Below are 21,608 nucleotides of genomic sequence, written 5' to 3' on the forward strand. Positions count from 1 at the left end.
GGAAACGTCGTCACGTGCGCTGCAAATGAAGAACTCGCTGACGCAGGCCCAGATCCAAGCCATTGCCACGGAAAAATTACTGGATTTGGGATTGAAAGACGTCAACGTAACAATAGCAATCGACGTCGCCAGCGGCGGCTTTCGCATGGCACATCTGACCGCCCAATATGCGTTCGTAATCGAGTTCCCGTATTTCGACCGGTATCCGATTAATTATGCGACAACCGTCACGGTTCCGTTGATTGGAACATAAGCCCCACTCTAGTCGGACGCCGCGGCCCGCCACCCCGGACGTTCCTCTGCCAACCACCTTTGAGCCTCTCACAGGTTGGTGCCAGAGCGGCTGTAAGACCGGCCTTGCGAAGGTTCACTTCCAGATCGAGCGCGATCATTGGCTCATCCTCAGCGACAAGGACCAGCGGCTTTTTCATATTCAGCAGCAGTGCACGTTTGTTGAACAATTCCGAGCCCGATGAGCCGAGTTAGCCTTTGCGCGCTGGCAGCTCAAGGAACAAGCCGCTTTGCCATCATTGGGTTCCAAAGGGCCGAACATAAACTTGGCAGGCTTTCAACTGGGAAAAGACATGTCCGCCCGCGAGCGACTGAAGGAGGGCAGGCCCAAGTCTTAGCCGATGAAACCGGCATTACGCAGGCGCAGGCGCGCGAGCAGATCGATGATCGGCACCGACCATGCATCATTGCTGCGCGAGGCCTGAATGCTGAAGAGCCGCGCGAGCCGGAAGTGAGCGGGCGTCGTAGAAATTACGAAGGAGCGAGCGCGTACCGATCAGTCCCAACATCGAGAGCACATAGACCAGGAGCAACGGAACCACGGATGGTTGGCTGTCGAGGGCGGCGTCCTCCTGTTCCTCGCCAAGATTGTGATCTCACCTGGCTTTCGTGACCATTATCGTCCAGCCCATTTTGCCGTCGGTCTCTCTCGAAATCCTTGTCGCCTATCTGCTCGGATCACGAGTCCCCAGGCAGGCGGCTCGGAAGCCAACCAGGACGATTGTGTCGCCATCGTTCTTGTCCATGGCGCCAACAGTGTTTTCTGCTTCACTTATGTTCCAAGTTTCTAATGCAAGATTTTGATAAGGGTGTCGCCCACAATCGGTGACGGAATATGGAAAGCCCGCGCCTCCGGAGCGAGGACGCGAGCTGCGATCTGACTCTGCGGAGGCACGGATGCTGAAGTCTAGCCAGAAGCGAGCCGAGAAGCCGCAATCGCCCGGCTAAAACCGAGCCGAATATCGGCCCAGCAGCACAACCGTGGAACCTTTCAAAGCCGCATGCCTTCTCCCTTCCTCATAGAAGGAGATGCGAAATGAGCCTTGATATAGGAAAGGTCGCCATAGCGTTGCTGGGCCTGCTTGCCTACAAGAATAGGGACAAGATCGGCGAGTTGATCGCTGGTAGGAAATCGACAAATCCCAACGCTAGCGCTGGCTCCACTGGCGGCCTCGGCGACATCCTGGACCGTCTCAGAAATGCGGGTGCGGGCGATCAGGTCGATTCGTGGGTAAGTAAAGGATCAAACCGGCCCGTTCAGCGCGATCAGGTTGAGAAAGCAATCGACCCGCAAACATTGAGCGATCTGGCTGAGCAAACCGGATTGTCCCATGAGGAACTTCTCGACCGGCTCACAAGAGAATTGCCCGACGCGGTGGACAAGCTTACGCCCGACGGCCAGATGCCCGCGGGCAACGGTCCAGATCTCTTGGACGAGGTACCAGGAGCAGCTCGTACTTAGCGCCACTGCGACAAAGCAGGCTGAAAATGAAAGCCCGTATCCCCCAGGGGACGCCGGCTTCGGGAACCGACCTGGCAGCAATCGTGTGAGGGGAAGTTGGACCTTCACCGCGAGGCGGTGTTCCAAGGTCGATCACAAAAAGTCCCGCCGCACATGCCAGGACGGCGGGACCGATCGAGCGCCTTTGCACCAGGCGGGGGGATGCGGGTTGGGCTTGCCCGGTGCGCGCGGACCGTTCGGGAACCTTAGGCGTATCACCGGCAATGCGTCCACCAACCGACGGTTGGAGCGACAAGGACAAATTCGGTCACCGGCAGGTCGGGTCATCCTGGGTGCTATCGCTCGCCACCAGACGGTACCGGATGGTTTCGGATATGGTCGTTAAAGTAGCGCCCCTTGGCGAAAGCGGCTTTGAATTCGGCAAAGGTTTTCGGCGGTACGGCCTCAAACTCGTGCAGTTTGCCGCTGGCTACGAATCAGACCGAGAGGATTTTACTGTCGGGATCGTATTCTGTTTTGCCTATCGAGGTGGAGGGCATGACGGCGGCTCGATCGAAAAGCAATCAACGAGCGGAGAGGCCGTCGCGTTTCTTATGACTGCAGCTATGGTAAGCCACCCAGCTCAATTCGGAGCGCCGCCGGCGAGAAGATGTCGATAGCGTTCGTCATCATCCGGCGGGCGCGCGCAAGATCGGCCCGACGTGGCGCGTCGGCGGGCGCAGTGGACCGGGTCGCCGCCCCATGCTCTTCGACGGGCCGATCAATGGTTTCCGGCTGTATGTCGAGAAGGTGCTCTTGCCCACCCTCAAGCCGGGCGACATCGTCGTCAACGACAATTCTTCACACGAGGACATGAGGGGCAAGGCCGTCCGGCACGCCCTCGGCAAAGCCGGCGCCAAGCTCTTCTTCCTGCCGGAAATGCTCGCCAGACCTGAATCCGATCGAGATGGTCTTTGCCAAGCTCAAGCACCTGTTGAGAAAGGCCGCCAGATGCACCATCGACGCCGTCTGCAGCGCCATTGGCGAAATGCACGATGCTCTCAGATCAAAGGAATGCGCCAACTATTTCACCGTGGGTGATGGCCGAGTCCGTCACGCGAACTCAATCCTCCCTGAATGCCCGACGGATTTGATCGTCCAAAGGTTTTACGAGGTAAGACAGCATTGTGCGGCTGCCGGTCGAGAAGAACACCTCGACAGGCATACCGGGCGACAAGGTCAGGCCCTTCAGCCTCGTCAGCTCTGCACGTGGCAGGCTGACACGCACAGTATAGAAGCTGGTGCCGCTTCGCTCATCGATGCTGAGATCGGGGGAGATTTCACTGACTACACCATTTAGCTCTGGCGTTGTCCGCTGGTTGAAGGCCGAAAGTCGCAAGGTTGCGCTCTGTCTTGGCATCAGCTGATCGATGTCCTGCGGAGCCACACGTGCTTCGACGGTCAGATCGTCTGTCACAGGGACAATCTGCATGATGAGCTCTCCCGCAGATATGACGCCACCGACCGTGTGAACGCCGAGCTGATGGACGACGCCAGTCTGTGGGCTGCGTATATCGATACGCTTGAGCTGATCCTCGGCCGAGACCTTTTGCTCGACCAACTCCGAGAGCTTTGCCTGGACGTCACGAAGCTCGGTTGCCACCTCGCTGCGCAAATCCTGGTCGATCTGAATGATCTGCAAGCGGATTTCGGATGCATGACCCTTCGATTGCGCCATGGACGCAGTCAGCTTCCCATGCTCGCCTTCAAGCCGGACTGCATCACGCTCAAGCGTCGTTATGCGATCGATTGAAACCAGCTTGCGATCCCAGAGTTTGCGCATTCCGTCGAGCTCAAGCCCGATCAATTTAATTTCCTGGCTTTTAGCATCCCTTTGCTCGGTCAAGCCGGCGACTTCTTCGGTGAGCTGAGCAATGCGCTCTCTCAACTGAGCCTTCTGGCCAGCGCGTGCCTGGCGACGAAATTCGAACAAGGATAGCTCGCCGGCCATCGCACGCCGGATCTCAGGATCGTCCTGCCGCGACGTCAGCGAAGATGGGAAGGCGATGGTGTCGGTGCCATCGCGCTCGGCTTCGAGGCGGGCCAGACGAGCCTCGAATTCATCCAGGCCCTTGGTGACGATGGCTAAATCGGCGCGGGTCACGGTTCCATCGAGACGGATCAAAACCTGGCCCGCCTTCACGGCATCGCCTTCTCGCACGAGGATCTGACCGACCACGCCACCCGTTGGATGCTGCACCTTTTTAACGCTGGAATCGACAACCAGCCTTCCCGAAGCAATGACGGCTCCGGAAAGCTCCGTGACCGCGGCCAGGCTTCCTGCCCCACCAACCAGGAGCATGCAGACCGCGACACCGCCGAACAGATAGCGTCGGATGGTCCGGTCGATCGCGGATGCCGCGTGTTGGGTCATCAGTGTGTCGCCTCCTCAGGGCCGGAGACGACCTTCAGGGGAACGCCGCCCGAACGGGTTACCTTGCTCAAGACCTCATTCTTGGGGCCAAACGCCTGGACACGGCCGTTGGCCATCACGAGTACCTGATCCAGGCTTCCTAGGGCGCTCGGCCGATGGGCGACGACGACAGCAATGCCGCCTCGCGCCCGCACGCCCTCAATTGCAGCCGCCAGCGCGGCCTCCCCTTCGGGATCGAGGTTGGAATTGGGCTCGTCCAAGATAACCAGGAACGGATCGCCATAAAGGGCCCGTGCGAGCGCAACCCGCTGTCGCTGGCCCGCCGAAAGCGCCGATCCGGCCTCGCCGATCCGCGTTTCGTAGCCTTCCGGCAGATGGACGACAAGGTCATGAACGCCGGCCGCGCGCGCAGCCGCCAGTATCTTGTCCGAAGAGGCTTGAGGTTCGAAGCGTGCGATGTTCTCGGCAATGGTGCCATCGAACAGTTGCACATCCTGCGGCAGATAGCCGACATGGTTGCCCAGCTCTTGCGGCGACCACTGGTCGAGCGTTGCTCCGTCCAGCCTGACGGTCCCGCGGGCTGGAAGCCATATCCCGGCTATTGCTCGGACAAGCGATGATTTTCCAGACGCGCTCGGTCCGACGATGCCAAGGCCGGCACCCGTTTCTAGCGCGAACCCGACATCCTGCACAACCACACGACGCTCGCCGGGTGGCGTGACGCAGATGCTTTCTACCGCAAGAGAAGATACAGGTGCAGACAGCGAGACACTCGTGGCAGTTTCAGGAAGCAGGGCCAAAAGCTGGCTCAGCCGGGTCCATGCCTGGCGAGCACTGACGAAACCCTTCCAGTGGGCGATAGCCAGTTCGACCGGTGCGAGCGCCCGGCTCATCATAATCGAACTGGCGATCATAATACCGGCTGTCGCTTCTTGATGAATGACCAGATAGGCGCCGATCGCCAGTATACCCGACTGCAGCATCATGCGCAGGATCTTCGAGATCGTGCCGAGCGTCCCAGCCAGATCGCTGGCTCTTGCGTTCGTGTTGAGAAAGTCGGCGTTGACGCTTGACCAGCGCTCGGCCATGCGCGCGCCAAAGCCCATCGCCTGCAGAGCCTCTGCATTGCGACGCGTCGCCTCCGCAAGCGTATTGCGCGCGGCCGCCTGGCTGTTTGCCCTCTTCGCAGGCTCCCTGGTGCGAACTTCGGCAAGCACAGTCAGGCTAGAGAGAATGACGGCGCCTGCCAGCGCCGTCATGCCGATCCAGAGATGGAACAGGAAGCATATTGCCAGATACAGCGGCATCCAGGGCAGGTCGAAAAGCGCAGTCGGACCAGTGCTCGACAGAAACGAACGCACCTGGTCAAGATCCCGCAACGACTGAAGGCCGTCGCCTGGGAGCTTGGTGCGCAAGGGCAAACGCATAAGGGCGGTATAGACTTGCCCGCTCAATCGCGCATCCAAAGCCATCCCGATGCGCACAAGCAACCGCGACCGGATAAGCTCAAGAACGCCTTGGAAAATGAACAGCATGCCGGCAAATATGGCAAGCCCGACAAGCGTCGGCACACTGCGGCCGGGTACGACCCGATCATAGACCTGCAGCATGAAGAACGAGCCGGTCAGCGCCAGAACATTGACGACGCCGCTCATCAGGGCAATTCCAGCGAACGCGCGGCGGAAAGAAGCCAAAACCGCAGCGAGGGTTGTTCGTGGCGGCTCGGACGAATGGGAATGCGACATCGCCTTCACATCGGTTCCAGTTCGGTCGCCGGCGCAAGGATCGTGCCCGCAATCAGGCTCGGTGTCTCCATACCGCAGCCACCGTCAGGTGTTGCGCCTAGATATGCCAATCGTTCAGCGCGTACGCGTGGATGTAGTCGATCTGCATTTCCGCAGGTGTCGCAAGCCCGTCGGCGGGCGCTCCCGCCAGGCCACCAACCGCGAGATCGACCAGCATATACATGGGGTCGTGCATATCGGAAGGCGTTGCGGCACGAGCAACTTCGACGTCGTCGAAATACCAGACGAGTTCGTCTTCTGTCCAAAGCACTCCGTAATTGTGGAACCCTTCGGTATCGGCGGCATAGGCCGTCGAGGACACTGTCGTATGAGTTCCCGTCTCGTTGGAGTGGCTTGTCAGAATGAGCTTGTTTGGATCCTGACCGAGCATTTCCACGACGTCCAGTTCCGGTGGCCAGGAGCCGTCAGCCGGGAGAAGCCAGAAGGCCGGCCATACACCTTGCTTTTCGGGCATGTCAGCCCGAATTTCGAAATAGCCGTAGGTTTGTGCGAAGGACTCATAGGTCGTCAGCAAACCTGACGTGTATTTGTAATCGTTTATGTAGGGCTGGATTGCCGCGGGAGCCTGGGCGGCGGTAATCGTGAGAACACCGTCCTGAACACTGAACGGGTTGACCGAACGCGTCGGGGCGTAGTTGGTGTCGATATACCATTGAAGCTCCTTGTTGCTCGTGAGCGAGCTGCCGTTCGCGGCACCCCACCAGAAGTTCGAGTCCCAGGTGCCGCTCGAGCCATTCCACAGGTTGAGCGTGTTGAACTCGTCCGAGAAGGTGAGTTCCAGATGCGACCTGTCCAGGGCCAGATCGAACTGGCCTGGGGTGAACTGGTCGACGGTCTTGTTGGCGAAAACGAGAAATTCGTCATTGGACAGATTAAGTCGGACGTTCGCTCCCGACTGAACCATGTTGGCGTGCACGTGCTCGAAGGAGGTGAAGCCGTAACTCCCGACACGCACGGTATCATCGACGCCAAAATCGAGGATCAGGTCACTGCCATTGCCGGGGGTCACGACGAAAATGTCCGCCCCGGATCCGCCCTTGAGAACGTCATCGCCCTGCAAGCCGTCGAGCGTCTGTTGGCCGGAGCCGCCGGCAACGATGTTGTTTAGCTCGTTTCCGAAAGCATAGTGTTTGTCGCCGGTGACCGTCAGGTTTTCGAAATTCGCTGGGAGCTTGTAGCTCATCCAGGTCGATATGGTGTCGACACCCTCGTTGGGCAGCTCGACCGCTTTGTTTTTGGAGGAATACAGATAATAGATGTCATCGCCCTTGCCGCCGTACATCGTCACGGTGACGCTACCGTCGGCGTACATTGAGTCGTTGTAGATGCTGCCATAAAGTGTCGGGCCGGAATTCGTCGCCGAATACCACTTTACGGAGGATCCGCTGTAGGGGAGTGGAACACCCTTGGCGTTCAGTACGTTGGCCATTTTGGTCCTTTCTCCTCTTGCTCGCCTCGATATCGGGCCTAACACCTATTGAGAGCAAAAGGAGCCATTACCATTTAGCCTTCGAGTTTGGAGGGTTACCAAAAGCTTAATATTCAGCGGAGCCACTTGCCGCGGGGGCCGCCTCACCCCTTCAAGGGCACAAGGCGTGGCACCCGGCGCCTGCCGCTCTCCTTCGGCCGGTCGCAATCTTAGACGTATGGCCGTTGCGCACGACGCAAGCTTGTTGTCAGGTGCATGACGCGGTGCGTCAAATGCAGCTTTGGCGATGGCGGGCGCGCTGCATTGTTGATATTCTCCGCACGGAACAGGCGCGCAAATGACACCGGATTCAGAAAAGGCCGAGGCGGTCGAGCAGTTGCTTGATACACCTGAGCTTGCAACGGCACTGGAAAGCGAACAGTTCAAAAAATTCCTTGACCAGGTGCCGATCGCCATTGCCGTTGCGAACCTGGCCGCTGAGGAGCGCGTAGTCTACGCCAACCCGGAATTCGAGAAACTGTCAGGCCTGACGGCCGCTATGCTCACACGAGGAAACTGGGCAGCCCTTTTGGGCAAAGGCCTCCACGAGCAGAAGGACCGGCCACTTGCCGAGGCCGTGGTCGAGGAAACCGATTTTGTCGGCACCTACAGGCTGGAACGCAACGAAGATAAGCCGACGATCGTGGACGTTTATTCCAACGTGATCGAGGACGACAACGGCAAGATGTGCTTCCGGCTGGTGGCGCTGGTCGACGTATCGGCCCATGGCGAGGCGGGAGATGAGCGCTCGGTGGAGGAGCTTGTCAGCGAGAAAGACACACTGCTGCGCGAACTGCAGCACCGGGTGAAGAACAACCTACAGATGATCACCGCACTGATCCGGCTGGAAAGCCGCAACGCGACCGAGGCCGACCGGAGACGGTTTGAGCGGCTTGCCGGTCGCGTCGACGCTTTGGCGATCCTCTACCAGACGCTAACGGCCGACGAGCCGAAAGAGGAGGTCGATCTTGGTGTGTATCTCAGCCAGATTGCGTCCGCGGTGATGAGCTCGCATGCAGTCGAGGGGATCCGGCTGGATATGAAGGTGGATACATATCCGGTGTCAATAAACGTCGCCATGCCGGCGGGGCTGGTCGTCAACGAATTGCTGACCAATTCACTAAAGCATGCCTTCCGGGGGCGCGACGGCGGCACGATAACGCTGCACAGCATCGTCGATGGCGACGGCTGCCGGGTTATAGTGGCGGACGACGGAATCGGCCTGCCGGAAGGCGAGGTGTGGCCCAAGCCAGGCAAGCTCGGAGCGCTGATCGCGCGATCGCTGACCGAGAACGCCAAGGCGCAGTTAGCTGTCGAGTCCAGCCCCAACAAAGGGACGAAGGTGACCATCGTTTTCAAACGGTCGGCGGCAGCAGCTGAAAGACTGCTGTCGAACATAAAGGGCTAGCGGCTGGCTCATGTCGCGGCTTTGAGCAGGTGCCTGCAAATAGGCCCGGACGCGCTTCGCGGCCTGCTTCGTATGGTCGAAATCTTCAATCGAAGAGCCGCCAGCTGCATTCCGCGGGAGAAGCAGGATGGAGTAAGCCGGGCGTTTCCCTCGCTTGGCTGGTCCAGCGTGACCGGCTTCAAGACAGCGGCAGGTAGCGCAGCGAATATTCTCCACTCAGCTCCATTGTTCGCCAACAAGACTGCTTGTTCCCGCAACACCATTTTGCCGGAGTTCCGCAGCCCGGGACCTGAGCGGAATTTACACCATTGCGGTCGATTGGCCGATGCTCGCCAAGCCTTGACAATTGTTCTATGCTCTCCTTGGCACGGCATGGTGGTGATTGCGACACGGAAGGCTGTTGTCCTGGTGGGGGTTCAATGTTCGAAGTCGTCGGAGACTGGCGGAAAACGGGCTCGAGAAGCTGGTTAGCCCTAAACACCCTTGGCTTGTTCGTCGCGCTATCGGTGCTGTTATTGCCTGGGCTGGAAAGCGCGAATGCACAGACGAATTGGACACTCGACCCGACGGCCTCCGTGCTCACCTACCAGTCGGTCAAGAAGAACACGATCGTCGAAACCAACAAGATCAGGAACATAGCCGGCACTCTTTCGTCGACGGGTGAGGCCAAGATCACCTTCGACCTCAACTCTGTCGACACGGGTGTCGACCTTCGCAATGTCCGCATGCGGTTCCTTTTCTTTGAAACATTCAAGTATCCGTCCGCCGAACTGACCGCAAAAGTTGACCCTGGGGCATTTGCCGACCTGGCGACCAAGCGAAGGGTCAAGGCAGTGCTGCCATTCCGCCTCAACCTGCACGGGGTCGACAAGGATTTCGAGGCCAATATCGTCGTGACCATGATCAGCGACAGCATGGTCTCCGTCGCTTCGGAGACGCCTGTTGCCGTACATGTCGAGGATTTCGGACTGCTGCCGAATGTCGACAAGCTACAGCAGGCCGCCAATGTGACCAACATTGTCCCGACCGCTTCCGTGTCTTTCGATTTCGTTTTCAACGCCGGCGGCAGCAAGCCCGCGGCCGTGCAGACGATCGCTGCAAGTACTGCCGACGTCGGGCCCGTCGCCACCGATGCCGCGAAAGCGAATTTCAGTGATGAGGAGTGCCTCAACCGGTTCGCGGTGCTCTCCCGCACTGGGGCCATCTACTTTCGGTCGGCGAGCGCGCGGCTCGACAACCAAAGCCGTCCGCTGCTGGCAGAGGTGGTTGGCGTGGTCGGCAAGTGCCCCCGCCTGAAGGTAGAGGTTTCCGGCCACACCGATTCCGATGGTTCGCCTGTAACCAACAAGCTGCTGTCGGAGCGCAGGGCCCAGGCCGTTGCCGATGCCATTGTTGCCGCGGGTATTGCACGAACGCAGATCACGGCAACCGGGTATGGCGAGGAGCGGCCCGTTGCGACCAACGATACGCCGAAGAACAAGGCGCTCAACCGGCGGATCGAGTTTTCCGCCACCAAGCTCGTCAACTGAGGAAGGACCTCTTGTTCCGGTGGGGCTTCGATCTGATTGCCTGTTTTGGCAGTGCCCTGCGCGCGATCGGGCTGGTGACACTCTCGCTATTATGGACATTGACGGCGGCCAATGCGGAACGCCGTGTTGCTCTAGTCCTTGGCAACTCCCAGTACCAGCATGCGCCGGCGCTGACCAACCCGGTCCGCGACGCGCAGGGTGTTGCCGATCGCCTTGCGAAGTTGGACTTTGAAGTCGTCTCCGGTTTCGATCTGACCAAATTGCAGACCCAGACGACGATTGCGCAGTTCGCAAAGCAGGTTCGCGGCGCCGACATTGCCCTTTTCTTTTACGCCGGCCACGGTTTGCAGGTTTCAGGCAGCAACTACCTGCTTCCGGTCGATGCCGCATTGGAAGACGAGACCTCGCTTGATTTCGAGGCGGTGCCTGTCGAGTTCGTTTTGCGGCAAATGTCGCGCGAGACCAGTATAAGACTGATTTTCCTCGATGCCTGTCGCGACAATCCCCTGGCCGAAGTGTTGGCAAAGGCCGCCGGCGTCAAGGGAGCGAGAAGCGGGCTTGCCGAAATCCCGATCGAGAATGGCGGTGCGGGTACGCTGGTCGCCTTTTCCACCAGTCCCAATCAGGTCGCCTATGACGGATCGAGCGAACATTCGCCGTTCACGTCCGCGTTGCTTGCCCATATCGGGGCTTCGAACATCTCCATCACCGACGCGATGAACATGGTCACCGCCGATGTTTTCAAAGCAACCGCCGGCAAGCAGCGCCCGTGGATCAATGTCTCGCTGACCACCGAGGTCGTTTTGCACACAGTCGATCTCAACGCGCCGCTGATCGTCGGCGACGCGACGGCTCCGCAACAAGCGGAAGACGGCTCGGATGGGCGCAACGCCGCCGCAAATCCGTCTGGCGCTGACGATGCCCAGCTTGCGCTCAATGTGCTGCGTCAGAAAATCCCGAGACTGGCTTCGGACGAGCCGATCTTTTTCGACCAACCTGTCGATTTCGGAGATCCAGCAATCGACGGCAAGAGTATCGCCGAGCTGATCACAGGCAAACCACTCTTCACTCCCGTGGAAGGGCTCGACAAGGCGGTGTGGGAGGGCAAGCACTGCAACGGCTGTCATGAGTGGAGTGAGGATCGGCTATGCGAACAGGCGAAAAATTTCGCCGCCAACGATGTCTCCGTTCTACGCCTGCAACATCCGCTTGGGACACGCTTCAAGGTGGCGCTGGCCAAATGGGCGCAAGGCGGCTGCAAGTGAGATCTGCGCCCTTCGCTTCGAAAACCCCTGGTCAATCAAGACCATGGAGCTGCCTCTATTGGAATGGTTCGGGTCTAATACGCATCAGCCGATTGGCGCTGCGCCTCGATCTCGGCCAACTGCAGGCCCATTTCAACAAAGGCGGAGAGAACGGCAAAGCGGTCCGCCAGTGCGACGCGCGCCAGCCCTGCTAGAACACCGGCATTGACTGCATGGGCGGCAGGATGTCGCTGCAAGGCCGTTGGCGCGGCTGCGCCGACGACAGATCCGGCAACGCCAAAACCATTGTCACGCCATTCGGCAGCCAAGGCAATCCAGGCGCCCGGCGTTGCCGGCGGGGTTGCCGCAGCCTCGCTTACTGCGGCGCGGTGGCGGGGACTGTCCGGTTCGCTGACCCAGTCGCGAACAAGCGCGAGCAGCTCTTGATCTGTCTTATCGAGCAGCTCGCTCAGATGCCCCAAGCATTCATGGGCCCACCAGACCGCAGCCCGATCAGGAAGCAGGTAGGCACAAAACGTGATCGCCTCTTCGGGAATGGGCCCGGCGAGGAGATCGCGGCAAAACTCGATCGAACGCTGCTCGGTTGGAAGGGCTCTCATGTCTCTGGCGACAGCGGGACAAGCCACAAAAAGATCCCGTGCCGTTTTGAATCGGAGCCCATTGGCCATGACGCCACGCCTTCATCGAGGACCAGTCGTACTCAAGCCCCCGGCGTGGCGCCGGTCAAGTCTCAACTCGTGGGGACGGGAGATCGGCCGACGCAGCCAGGCTCGGCGTTTATTGACAGACAAATGCGTGGGAATTTGGTATATTCACGCTTGGTAATATCGGATGCTCAACAGGAGTAACCGCTATGCGGTGGGCCAGTTCACCCTTGGTGTTGGCGGTCGTGGCTTTCTCGACCCATGTTTCCGCCGACCCTGTCCAGAAATCAGAAGACATCGTCAAGTTTTTTGCTGGCGCGGCCGACCTCGGCAAGTCTCGGGGGATTTGTGTCGGCACGGAGGAGCAGTGCAAGAGCAAGACCAAGGCAAAAGAGGGGCCGGCCGACAAATCCAGTCTCGACATGCTGATCAATTTCGGGCTGGATTCGGCCGAACTCGACGCGACCGCACGCGCTGAACTCGAGGAGTATGCCAAGGCCCTGAAGGACAGCCGGATCAGTACTTTCCACTTCGTCGTCGAAGGCTACACCGACGCTTCCGGTCCGGCGCACTACAATGAGCGGCTGTCGCAGCGACGAGCGCAATCGGTGACGTCCTTCCTCACGTCCAGTGGCATCGAGGCTGACCGCATCAACGCGATCGGGTTGGGCGAAGCGCATCCGCGTAGCCCCAATCCATACGACGCCGTCAACCGCCGCGTGGAAATGCGTATAAAGGCCGAGTAGCGTACGGATGCCGCCTGAAACTGTGCAGCAGTGCGTCAGGAACTGAGTGGCAAGCGCAGCGGCAGTCAGGCGAATAGGCTTGGAACGATCCCGGGCAGTTCTTGAGCACGCCGCCCACCACCACACCGGAGCCGAAGAGCAACGCCTTGGTCAGGAAGTCGTTATCCTGGGGCGGCGGAGGATCGTCCCGCCGCACCACGGTCTTGCGGAAGCGCCGTTTCTGAACGACCTGCTGTTGTTTGCGGGGTTCTGCGCCACCGGCCGCTGGGTGCGGACCTTCTGCGCAACCTGCTTTTTCGGCTGCGTCGTACGGGCTTGATCGGCAGTATATCCGGCACGCACGGCTTCCATCGTCGGATTTGTCCGAACCACGAGGAATGCAAGTTGCTCGCGCGGCAGATAGGTGGTCGGCGGAAGACCATTCTTGGCTTGCCAGATGCCGATCGCCCGGCGGGTCTGCGGACCTATGTTTCCGTCGATGCGGCCAAGTTCGTTGCCCAATCCCTCGATGCGCAGTTGCAGGTCGATGCGGCTTTCGCGGTCAAGACCGATCGCACTTTCTGTCAATTCGGTGCCCGCTGTTTGCTTACCTGGTCCGAAACGCCGACCGATGTGCGCACCGCAAAATCCGAGCTGGCATTCGCCTGGTCCTCATCGCGCGCCGCGACCTGTTAGTTTTGGGCTTTGGGCGTGTTCAACTTATCGATGCTCAGCCGCGCACAGCGGCGAAGCGACCGTTCGGAAACTGATCGATAATGAGCATGAACCCAACGATGGGGTGGTGCTGACCAATGCCCGAAATTCGAATATCGGCGGGCTGGCCGCCTTCGCGACGGGCATCGTGTCGTTTCTTTCGCCCTGCATGCTGCCGCTGGTGCCGGGCTATGTTTCGTATGTAGCCGGTCTCGCAAGGGATGCGGCGCCGGTCGGAAGCCCGCTTATCGGCGGCGGGATCGAGCCTCCATTTCGTGCGCGATTGTACCGCTTGAGTATCCGTCGTCGCTACTCTATATGATGCGTGATGATTGATGCGCACCGAGGAGCGCGATATGAGAACGACACTGGCGATCGATGACGACGTCCTGATCGCGGCCAAGGCCATGGCCCGGCAGCAGGACCGAAGCGTGGGCGAGATCATCACCGATCTCGCCCGGCGCTCGCTGCGCCGCCCGCAAGCCGGCGGCGAGCGTAACGGGATTCCTCTGCTGTCGCCTCGGCCGGATGCACCTCCTGTCACGCTTGAGACGGTCAATGCCTTGCGAGACGAACTGCCTTGACGTTCCTGCTCGACGTCAATGTGCTGATCGCACTGATAGATCCTGGCCACGTCGCCCATGACGACGCGCATGGCTGGTTCGAAGAGACCGGTAACGCGGCATGGGCTACGTGTCCCATTACCGAAAACGGCGTCCTGCGCATCGTCGGCAACCAAAGATATCCTAATTCTCCCGGTTCGCCCGCCATCGTTGCGCAAATCGTTACCAAGTTGCGGGCTCTGCACGGGCACAGCTTCTGGCCCGACGATGTGAGCCTGGTTGGCTCCGGCGATATCGATGCGGCGAAAATCCTGACCTCGGCACAGGTCACGGATACGTACCTTCTCGCGCTCGCCAAGGCGCGCGGCGGCCAACTTGCCAGCTTTGACCGCAAGCTGTCAGCGGCGGCGGTGAAGGCCGGGAAGACTACACTGCACCTGATCCCCACAAGGTAGACCGCGGGGCTCTTTCTGTCAGGGTACATACCGGCAAAGGATCAGCCGTTGGTGGCCTTAGCCGGGGTGAAGGACAGCTTCTTCGAGGCGGAGATCTTGATGGTCGCGCCCGTCGACGGGTTGCGGCCCTCGCGTTCAGGTGTTTGCTTCACCTTGAAATTGTCGAAACCGGGCAGGCTCGGCTCAGCACCGCCATCGGCCGCATCAGCGATCGCCTTGAATTCTCTCGCTGCCGGACGCTTCTACTCGAAAATAGCCGGCCATTCTTGCAGAACGTGACGAATACAACCGCCGTGGCGTCTTGGCCACGGTTCGATAGTGCGCAGACCAGAAAAACATCTGCTAACAAGGTCGAAGTACAGCACTCGTTGGACCGAAAACCGGTCGTCTGCGTGCACCCATGCGGTTACGATTTGCCGGGGCCATGCACAGGCTCAAAGCGCATTCTGAACAGAGCTCAGCATCGCCGTGATCACCTGTTTGTACTTTGCGAACTCGGGCGATGTCTGCCGGACCTCCGTGGTGGTCGTCGTCTGCTGGCCCGCGGTGGTTGTGGCTGGGCTCAGCTTGCGACCCATCTTTCTTTCGGCCCAGTCCGCGACATAGCTGGCGGTCTTGCCCGTCAGAAAGGGATTGGCCTGAATGACGGCTGACCCGAGCACGGCGCTCAATTGCGCCGAACCCGATGCCGACAGCACCTGATGCGCGCCCTCCATGCCGAGAAAGTGGCAGAGATAGAGCCGGCCGGCTGTGATCTGGTGGCCGCGCGCCCGAAGATAGGCTTCGCCTTCTCGCGCCAGATTGCGAACCATCTCGCGCGAGATCGTGGCGTCGTATCGTAGGGCGAGCAGGTCGGCAGTCGAGAGTGTGCGTGCAAGTTCGGGGCGGTAAGTGTTCATCATCCGGATCCAGGTCTTTGTGATGAATTGGCCGGCGCCGGTCGCTGAAGAATTTGGGTTCTTGGCACGGGCGCTGCCGCCACTTTCGACATGAACGATACGGTCGGTGAGCGTTTCCACGGCGGAAAGATCCGAAGCGACCGCGGTAACCGTGCCCAGTGGGTCGATCGCCGCGCCATTCTGATAGAGTTCGAAATGCAAATGCGGTCCGGTCGAAAGGCCGGTCGTGCCGATATAGCCAATGATGTCGCCAGCCTTCACCTTGGTGCCGACGCCGCCCTCGATTGCGAATTTCTGCATATGAGCGTAGCGCGTCTCGCGCCCGTTTCCGTGCGAAATCTTGACCAGATTGCCGTAGCCGCCCCCATCGCCCTGGAAGGTAATTTCGCCATCAAAGGCGGCTGCGATCGGCGTGCCGACCGGCGCCGCCCAATCGACGCCCTTGTGGATGCGAACGGTGCCTAGAATTGGATGCTTGCGCGGCCCGAAGGTCGAGGTCAAGACCCCGTTGACCGGTGTGACCATGCCGTTGGTGACCGTCAGCGAGCGGACCTGATCGTCGCCTGTCACGCATGCAAACTGGCCATCGCCCTGCTGAAAGACGAAACAGTCGAGACTTTTTGTCGTGCCCTGGACACCCACATATAGCACCCGCCCGGCGCCTTCGTCCTTGCCGCGCGGCGTCTGCGAATAGATCAGCACAAGACGCTGGTCCTCGCTTGCGAAAGCGTCCAGATCCTGTCCTCTCGACAGATACATGATCGCTTCGCCGATCACGCCGGTCGGAACGCTGTTGCGTGCCGCTGTCGAGTAAATCGCGTCGAGCAGACGATACTGCCTTTTGTGTGCGCCTTCTTCCGGCGCACCCGAGTAGTTGAACAAATCTTCGCGTACCCAGGGATCAGCCCCCGAGACGAACACGCCTGCGCCATCGCGCGTCAGCGTCCCGACAAAAACGTTCTTGGCGTAGATCGACACCTGCATGAGGGACATTGTTGTCGTCTCGCGGTTGGGTCGGTATCCACGCAGGGCGACGACATAACCCGGTTCCAGGCCGTCCCGGCTAAAGAGCGCCTTCAGGGCCTCGCCTGCCAGCCTGGCGTCCTCGGCGGAGAAATGCGCATCGAGCGCAACGCTGTCCAGACTGCGACTGTTGAGGATCTTCACGAAAGTGTCTTCGGTGGCCTCGAACCGCTGATATTCATTCGTGACAGTTGCGACGCTGGTGTTGTTTTCGATCTGGGTCTTGTGGAACGCCGGAAGAGCTGCATCGCCTGCATCGATTGTCTCACCCCAGCCGGCCTCCGGGTCGTCGGCTTCGGCCAGTTGATCGGCAGCAGGCGCGGGTTCATCCGGGGCAGGAAATGGCTGAAGATTGTTCTGCAGATCGCTGGAGGCTGCTGGAGCCGTCTTTCGTTGCGCCTGGAAGAATGCAAAATCCTCCTGCGTCGACGGTATGGTGGTCATGAATTTCACGCTGGCGCTAAGCATGACGTCGGACAAAATCTCGATCTGTGGCGAAACCCCTGCCGGGTCGAGTTCTGCCGGACGCGGAATCACGCGGCCTTTCGTTGATGCGCCGTTATCGGGTGCGAGCGTGATCCACATAGGGTCCCCCGCCAGGCCGATAATCGCAGGCACGTAGACAGATGCATCGGCCGGCACATCGTCGGCTCCTTCTACCGCGCGCAACTCCTCGTCTTCGTCGCCAAATGACCAATAGTCCGCGGTGAGGTAGAAGCCGACGGCGATCGAACACAGGAAAATCAAGGCGAAGCCGGCAAAAAGCCTGCGCCAAAGCGTGCGCCGGCGAAGGGCGGCGCGCGCCTGCTTTTTCGCCTTGAAGCTGGTGTCGATCGCGTGCGTCACGGAGTGCTTCCGGTCAGGAAAAACGTCCACCGCACCTGTTCAAGTGTGTCGACTTCAACAAATCGCGCCGCGATATGGCCGCGCTGCCAGCACTCGTCGATGCCGCGTATCGAGAACCGTCGACGCTCGATGCACATTTCGGTCGACCCGGTCAGGATCGCGTGGCCAAAAACGTCCGTGGCGTAGATGTAGATGTAGCGGTTCGTCAGTTCCTCGCGAATGACGTTCACGCACTGATTTGCGCCGATGGTCCACCAGCCATCGGTCTGGTCGGCATTGTCGATTGTCTGGCCGATAGCGAGGTTGACGACGTCGAGTGTCTGATTGCAGACCGTGAATTCGGCGCGCGCTTCATTGCATGAGAGCACGGCCAGGAGTGCCGCGCCCGAAACGACCGCAAGCCTCATGCGGCCTGTCAAGACAAGCAACGCTCGAAACCGATCGCGCTGCTTTACGGGCAGGCCGTCAGACGAGCGGGGCAAAGGCGAGCGGTGGCGTTCCATCGGGCGGCCATGTTAACCGCCGAGCCGGAAATATTTGGCACTGGCCGAGAACTGAGACCCGTTGGTCTCGATTTCTTCGAGAATTTTGGGCAACAGTTGCGAGGCCGGCATTGGCGTAGAGAACGCAGCCGCCTGAATGTCCTGGGGGCCGGTGATCACCATAATGATCTGCGGTACGGCCTTGCCTGCAGCCCTGTCGGCGGCGCCGAGGCCGATCGGGATGCTGAAGGTGGCCTTGTCCGACTGTACGACCATGCGATCGTCGAGGTTGAACATCATGCCTTTGTGGTCGATCAACAGCACGCTGGAAATGAGCCCGCCATGCGTCACCAGCGTGCCGCTGATCGGCGTGCCGTTCGGCACCGATGTTCGATCGAGAACCAGCTGCGGCTTGACGACTGCAGTCTGGCCCAGAAAGCGCAGGAAGTTGGTGACTTCGCACTGGGGCGGCTCGATGAGGCGCACGCTTATGTCCGGTTCAACGTGGAACTTTGCCTGGAAATCAGTCAACATTTGTTCGAATGGATGAACCGCCGTTCCAAATCCTTCGATGGCCGCCGTCTTGTCGGTTATCGACGTGACGGCCGCATAGAAACAGTCGCCGCCGCTGAAGTCGCGAACCCACGAGACCCGTTGCGCTACGTCGTCGATGACCGGAGGAACTTCCGGCTTGGGCACGTTCAAGGCGACCGTGGCCTGGTCTGGCTGTCTGGCGGCTTGCTGGTCGGCCTGCTGCCCCTTTGCGCTCATCGCATCCGCCTGGCCTGCAGCCGGCTCGGGAAAGGGCGCGGCCGATTTCGCCTCCGCCGGCTGGCTTGCCTGTCGTTCAGGCTTTTGGCTCACCGCGACATCGGGCTGAGGGGCTGGCGGCGTTAAAGCTTTTTCGGCTGGTGGAGCGATTGGAGCGATCTTGCTAAGCGGGGGAGGCGTCTTCGGGCTGCCGCCGGCCGCGATGTCGGGCTGAACTGCCGGCGACATTTTTTCGGCCGGCGGCTGTGTCGCGCTTGCTGACGATTTCGGTGTTTCCCTGGCTTGCAGAGGGATCTTGGTGGGCTCTTCCGGCTGCGGCTTTTGGCTCTCCGCGACGTCGGTGCGCGGCGCTGGCGGCGATGACGTTTTTTCGGCCGGTGTTGGGGCTGGAACGAGCTTGTCAGGCGGCGGAAGCGTTGTCGGGCTGGCGTTGGCCGCGGTATCGGGCTGAATTGCCGGCGATACGTTTTCGGCCGGCGGCAGCGCTGCGCTAGCTGATGGCTTCGGGGCTTCCCCGGTTTGTGGGAGCATCTTGGGCGACGCTGCCGACTGCTTTTGAGGCACAGCCGCCTCTGCCTGATTTTCAGTTGGCGAAGCGGTGGTCTGCGTTTGCGGCTGCGCGGGTGGAGCTACCTCTGGCGGCACATTGTCCGTCGCGACCGGCTTTGATGCCTCTGGTGCGGGCTCTGATGGTTCTGGGGCGGACAACGATGTCGTGCCTGCGCTCGGCGTGGTAGGCGTCATAAAACCGCTGACATAGAGGCCAGCAACCGCGCCGAGAGCCAGCGTCGCGAAGGCAGAAATCGCGATGGTTCGGGTCTCTGTGGATTTTCCAGGCCCGCCACGCCCCCCCGCGGGGGGCGGGCTGGCGACTGCTGAAGCCCGCGGTTCGGACAGCAGCGCAGGCCGGACATGCGGGACGAAGCGCTGCCCACCGGAAGCTGCCGTCACAGGCGCGTTGCGCCCCAAATCATAGGAAGGCTGGGCCTTGGGCTCAGGCGCAAGGGTTTGCCCCGCTCGTGGCAAACCCGGCCGATCGCGGGTCGGGACGAACGTTGGTGGCGTTGTCCCTTCGTCCTCGTCACGCGTCATTCTGGCGATTTCCGCCATGCTCACTGGGCGGTCTCGCGGATCCGGCTGCAGCATGGCTTCAACAATGCCACGAAAATCGTCCTCGATGTCGGACAGGTCGGGCACGGTCCGGCGCTTTTCGATGATCTCGAATTGCGACCCGCTCATGTCGATCGGCTTCCCGCGCAGAGCGGCAACCAGCACCAGCCCCAGGCTGTAGATGTCGGATTGCTCGCTGACGTCGCCGCTGTACAGCCCCAGCTGTTCGGGCGAAACGTAGTTGTACTTTCCCGCGAATTTTCCGCCGATCAGGGTCTCCCCGCCGACGGTCGCCGATCGCGCAATACCGAAATCGATGATCTTGGCGTGGTCGACTCTACCCCCTGGCAAGATGATGTTATCGGGCGAGAGGTCGCGGTGAATTGCTCCCGCTTGATGCACGGCGCTCAGACCCGACGTGAGGCGATGGCAGAGCTTGCGTACCTCTTCAGTCGGCATCGGGCCACGTCGCATGATGTCGTACAGCGACTCGCCGTCGACAAATTCCATGGCAAGGTAGGGACGGCCGATGCCTGGATCGATGGTGAAGACGTGATATCGCACGACCGCATCATGCGACAGGTGATTGAGGATTGACGCTTCCTTGCGGAACAAGGACAAGATCGTCGGGTCGCGGGCAAATTCGGGCAGGACGATCTTGATCGCGACGTGGTCGCCAGTCTGGATGTTGTGGCCACGGTAGACCTCGCCCATGCCACCGAATGCGATCCGCTCGTCAAGTTCGTAGATGCCGCTGAGTTGCGTGCCGACCGCGGTATTGGCCAGTTGCGGCGATATTCGCGTCTTGTCGTCGGCGCTCATCAGCCTCAACCCTCCGCTCTGGACAGATCAGGGTAGGGGGGGTGTCCGTTGTGCCCGTTTGCGAACTTCACCAGCACAATGGTGACATTGTCTGTTCCGCCCCGCGCCAGCACCATTTGCAGCAGATTTTCGCAAGCCGCCTGAGGGGTCGCAGACACCACCACGGCCCCGATTTCGGCGTCGGTCAAATGCGCCGTCAGCCCATCTGTGCACAACACGAAGATGTCTCCCGGCATAATTTCGCCTTGCTGGAAATCGATGACGATTTCGTCGCTGACGCCGACCGCATGCGTGATGACATTGCGGCGCGGCCAGGTGAGCGCCTCGGCTGCGCTGATCATGCCGCGATCGAGAAGTTCCTGAACTTCGGTGTGGTCCCTCGAGATCTGCGAGATCGAGGCATTACGGACCAGATAAACCCGGCTGTCGCCCGCCCACAGGCAGGCAAATCGCCCATCCATCGCCAACAGGGCGGCAACGGTGGAGCCGATGGTTATGCCGCGAGATTCGGAGATCCTGCGGATGTCGGCGTTGGCGCGGCTCAGCCTGTCTTCGAAGCGCGCACGAAGATCCGGCGCGGAACTAGCAATGCCGATCGTGGCCAGATGATCGACAATGCTGGCTGAAGCGACCTCTCCGGCTTCATGTCCACCCATTCCGTCGGCCACCACCCACAGGCCGGTTCGTGGCTCGACTAGATAGTTGTCTTCATTGTGCTCACGGACACAGCCATTGTGGCTCACGCCGAAGCTTTCAAAGGAAAGGGCGACATCGCTCACCTTGCCACCAAGCGCTTCTCAAAGCGTCCTCTGCGGCGCATCTTCAGGCGCTCGCTGCTGCCACTTTGCCACAGGCTGGAATATTAAAGTATCGAAATTTAGCTTTGAGCCCGTGACGCGGGATCGCAGCCAGC

Annotated in this window: 19 protein-coding genes and 3 pseudogenes; 11 read left to right on the forward strand and 11 right to left on the reverse strand. The window is 60.2% G+C overall.

Annotated elements, in window-relative coordinates:
• Together NKI29_RS24565 and NKI29_RS24570 are read left to right on the forward strand one after the other, a co-directional pair.
• A pseudogene (locus NKI29_RS24565) lies at positions 1-253 on the forward strand (TadE/TadG family type IV pilus assembly protein); the annotation flags it as partial.
• Positions 254-1,327: 1,074 nt separating this feature from the next.
• On the forward strand, positions 1,328-1,753 hold the full coding sequence (locus NKI29_RS24570; RefSeq protein WP_352797452.1) for a YidB family protein: 426 nt from the start codon (positions 1,328-1,330) through the stop codon (positions 1,751-1,753).
• Positions 1,754-2,088: 335 nt separating this feature from the next.
• On the opposite strand, the gene NKI29_RS24575 is transcribed toward NKI29_RS24570, so the two are convergent.
• The gene (locus tag NKI29_RS24575) at positions 2,089-2,211 is read right to left on the reverse strand and encodes a KTSC domain-containing protein (protein ID WP_352648747.1); all 123 of its coding nucleotides are present in this window, start codon (positions 2,209-2,211) and stop codon (positions 2,089-2,091) included.
• Between the two features lie 280 nt (positions 2,212-2,491).
• Here NKI29_RS24575 and NKI29_RS24580 point away from each other — a divergent pair.
• Positions 2,492-2,822, forward strand: a pseudogene (locus NKI29_RS24580) (transposase); the annotation flags it as partial.
• Between the two features lie 33 nt (positions 2,823-2,855).
• On the opposite strand, the gene NKI29_RS24585 reads toward NKI29_RS24580, so the two are convergent.
• From NKI29_RS24585 to eglC, 3 genes are all read right to left on the reverse strand, one after another.
• Positions 2,856-4,166, reverse strand: a complete 1,311-nt coding sequence (locus NKI29_RS24585; RefSeq protein WP_352797455.1) for an HlyD family type I secretion periplasmic adaptor subunit — start codon at positions 4,164-4,166, stop codon at positions 2,856-2,858.
• Positions 4,166-5,911, reverse strand: coding sequence for a type I secretion system permease/ATPase (locus NKI29_RS24590; RefSeq protein WP_352694419.1), 1,746 nt, complete (start codon positions 5,909-5,911; stop codon positions 4,166-4,168). The genes NKI29_RS24585 and NKI29_RS24590 overlap by 1 nt, the downstream gene beginning before the upstream one ends.
• A gap of 97 nt (positions 5,912-6,008) precedes the next feature.
• Positions 6,009-7,400 carry an endo-1,3-1,4-beta-glycanase EglC gene (eglC, locus tag NKI29_RS24595; RefSeq protein WP_352725125.1) on the reverse strand — a complete coding sequence of 464 codons (1,392 nt, stop codon included), beginning with the start codon at positions 7,398-7,400 and terminating at the stop codon, positions 6,009-6,011.
• 337 nt (positions 7,401-7,737) lie between these two features.
• Here eglC and NKI29_RS24600 point away from each other — a divergent pair, with 337 nt between their 5' ends.
• The 3 genes from NKI29_RS24600 to NKI29_RS24610 all read left to right on the forward strand — a co-directional run bounded on the left by NKI29_RS24600 (position 7,738) and on the right by NKI29_RS24610 (position 11,641).
• Positions 7,738-8,847: a sensor histidine kinase gene (locus NKI29_RS24600; RefSeq protein ID WP_352725123.1), complete on the forward strand. Its 1,110-nt coding sequence runs from the start codon at positions 7,738-7,740 to the stop codon at positions 8,845-8,847.
• A 419-nt stretch (positions 8,848-9,266) separates the two neighbouring features.
• Positions 9,267-10,376, forward strand: a complete 1,110-nt coding sequence (locus NKI29_RS24605; RefSeq protein WP_352725121.1) for an OmpA family protein — start codon at positions 9,267-9,269, stop codon at positions 10,374-10,376.
• An 11-nt stretch (positions 10,377-10,387) separates the two neighbouring features.
• Entirely contained in the window at positions 10,388-11,641 is a 1,254-nt protein-coding gene (locus tag NKI29_RS24610; protein WP_352725120.1) for a caspase family protein, read from the forward strand.
• A gap of 74 nt (positions 11,642-11,715) precedes the next feature.
• Here the strand turns inward: NKI29_RS24610 and NKI29_RS24615 are convergent, their stop codons facing one another.
• Entirely contained in the window at positions 11,716-12,309 is a 594-nt protein-coding gene (locus NKI29_RS24615) for a DUF6931 family protein (protein ID WP_031212167.1), read from the reverse strand.
• A gap of 185 nt (positions 12,310-12,494) precedes the next feature.
• On the opposite strand from NKI29_RS24615, the gene NKI29_RS24620 reads away from it, so the two are divergent.
• Positions 12,495-13,031 carry an OmpA family protein gene (locus NKI29_RS24620; RefSeq protein ID WP_031212166.1) on the forward strand — a complete coding sequence of 179 codons (537 nt, stop codon included), beginning with the start codon at positions 12,495-12,497 and terminating at the stop codon, positions 13,029-13,031.
• 150 nt (positions 13,032-13,181) lie between these two features.
• Here the strand turns inward: NKI29_RS24620 and NKI29_RS24625 are convergent, their stop codons facing one another.
• Positions 13,182-13,532 (reverse strand): peptidoglycan-binding domain-containing protein, encoded by a 351-nt coding sequence (locus NKI29_RS24625; RefSeq protein ID WP_352725143.1) that lies wholly within the window; start codon positions 13,530-13,532, stop codon positions 13,182-13,184.
• Here NKI29_RS24625 and NKI29_RS24630 point away from each other — a divergent pair.
• The 4 genes from NKI29_RS24630 to NKI29_RS24645 all read left to right on the forward strand — a co-directional run bounded on the left by NKI29_RS24630 (position 13,416) and on the right by NKI29_RS24645 (position 14,742).
• Positions 13,416-13,706: a hypothetical protein gene (locus tag NKI29_RS24630; protein ID WP_352725147.1), complete on the forward strand. Its 291-nt coding sequence runs from the start codon at positions 13,416-13,418 to the stop codon at positions 13,704-13,706. The two genes, NKI29_RS24625 and NKI29_RS24630, sit on opposite strands and share 117 nt — an antisense overlap.
• A 106-nt stretch (positions 13,707-13,812) precedes the next feature.
• Positions 13,813-14,046: a hypothetical protein gene (locus tag NKI29_RS33500; RefSeq protein WP_502896724.1), complete on the forward strand. Its 234-nt coding sequence runs from the start codon at positions 13,813-13,815 to the stop codon at positions 14,044-14,046.
• A gap of 34 nt (positions 14,047-14,080) precedes the next feature.
• Positions 14,081-14,308, forward strand: a complete 228-nt coding sequence (locus tag NKI29_RS24640; RefSeq protein WP_352797458.1) for a CopG family transcriptional regulator — start codon at positions 14,081-14,083, stop codon at positions 14,306-14,308.
• Positions 14,305-14,742, forward strand: coding sequence for a TA system VapC family ribonuclease toxin (locus NKI29_RS24645; RefSeq protein WP_352797461.1), 438 nt, complete (start codon positions 14,305-14,307; stop codon positions 14,740-14,742). Before NKI29_RS24640 ends, NKI29_RS24645 begins: the two co-directional genes overlap by 4 nt.
• A 41-nt stretch (positions 14,743-14,783) precedes the next feature.
• Here NKI29_RS24645 and NKI29_RS24650 read toward each other — a convergent pair.
• The 5 genes and pseudogenes from NKI29_RS24650 to NKI29_RS24670 all read right to left on the reverse strand — a co-directional run.
• Positions 14,784-14,963 (reverse strand): annotated as a pseudogene (locus tag NKI29_RS24650) (HU family DNA-binding protein); the annotation flags it as partial.
• A gap of 213 nt (positions 14,964-15,176) precedes the next feature.
• Positions 15,177-17,510: a M23 family metallopeptidase gene (locus NKI29_RS24655; protein WP_352725116.1), complete on the reverse strand. Its 2,334-nt coding sequence runs from the start codon at positions 17,508-17,510 to the stop codon at positions 15,177-15,179.
• Positions 17,507-17,917 carry a DUF1036 domain-containing protein gene (locus NKI29_RS24660; RefSeq protein ID WP_352725114.1) on the reverse strand — a complete coding sequence of 137 codons (411 nt, stop codon included), beginning with the start codon at positions 17,915-17,917 and terminating at the stop codon, positions 17,507-17,509. Before NKI29_RS24660 ends, NKI29_RS24655 begins: the two co-directional genes overlap by 4 nt.
• 108 nt (positions 17,918-18,025) lie before the next feature.
• Positions 18,026-20,695, reverse strand: coding sequence for a serine/threonine-protein kinase (locus tag NKI29_RS24665; RefSeq protein WP_352797464.1), 2,670 nt, complete (start codon positions 20,693-20,695; stop codon positions 18,026-18,028).
• A 5-nt stretch (positions 20,696-20,700) separates the two neighbouring features.
• The gene (locus tag NKI29_RS24670) at positions 20,701-21,474 is read right to left on the reverse strand and encodes a PP2C family protein-serine/threonine phosphatase (protein ID WP_352725110.1); all 774 of its coding nucleotides are present in this window, start codon (positions 21,472-21,474) and stop codon (positions 20,701-20,703) included.
• Between the last annotated feature and the right edge of the window lie 134 nt (positions 21,475-21,608).

The sequence above is a fragment of the Mesorhizobium sp. M0678 genome (genome assembly GCF_040320505.1).
In the GTDB taxonomy this organism is placed as follows: Bacteria; Pseudomonadota; Alphaproteobacteria; order Rhizobiales; family Rhizobiaceae; genus Mesorhizobium.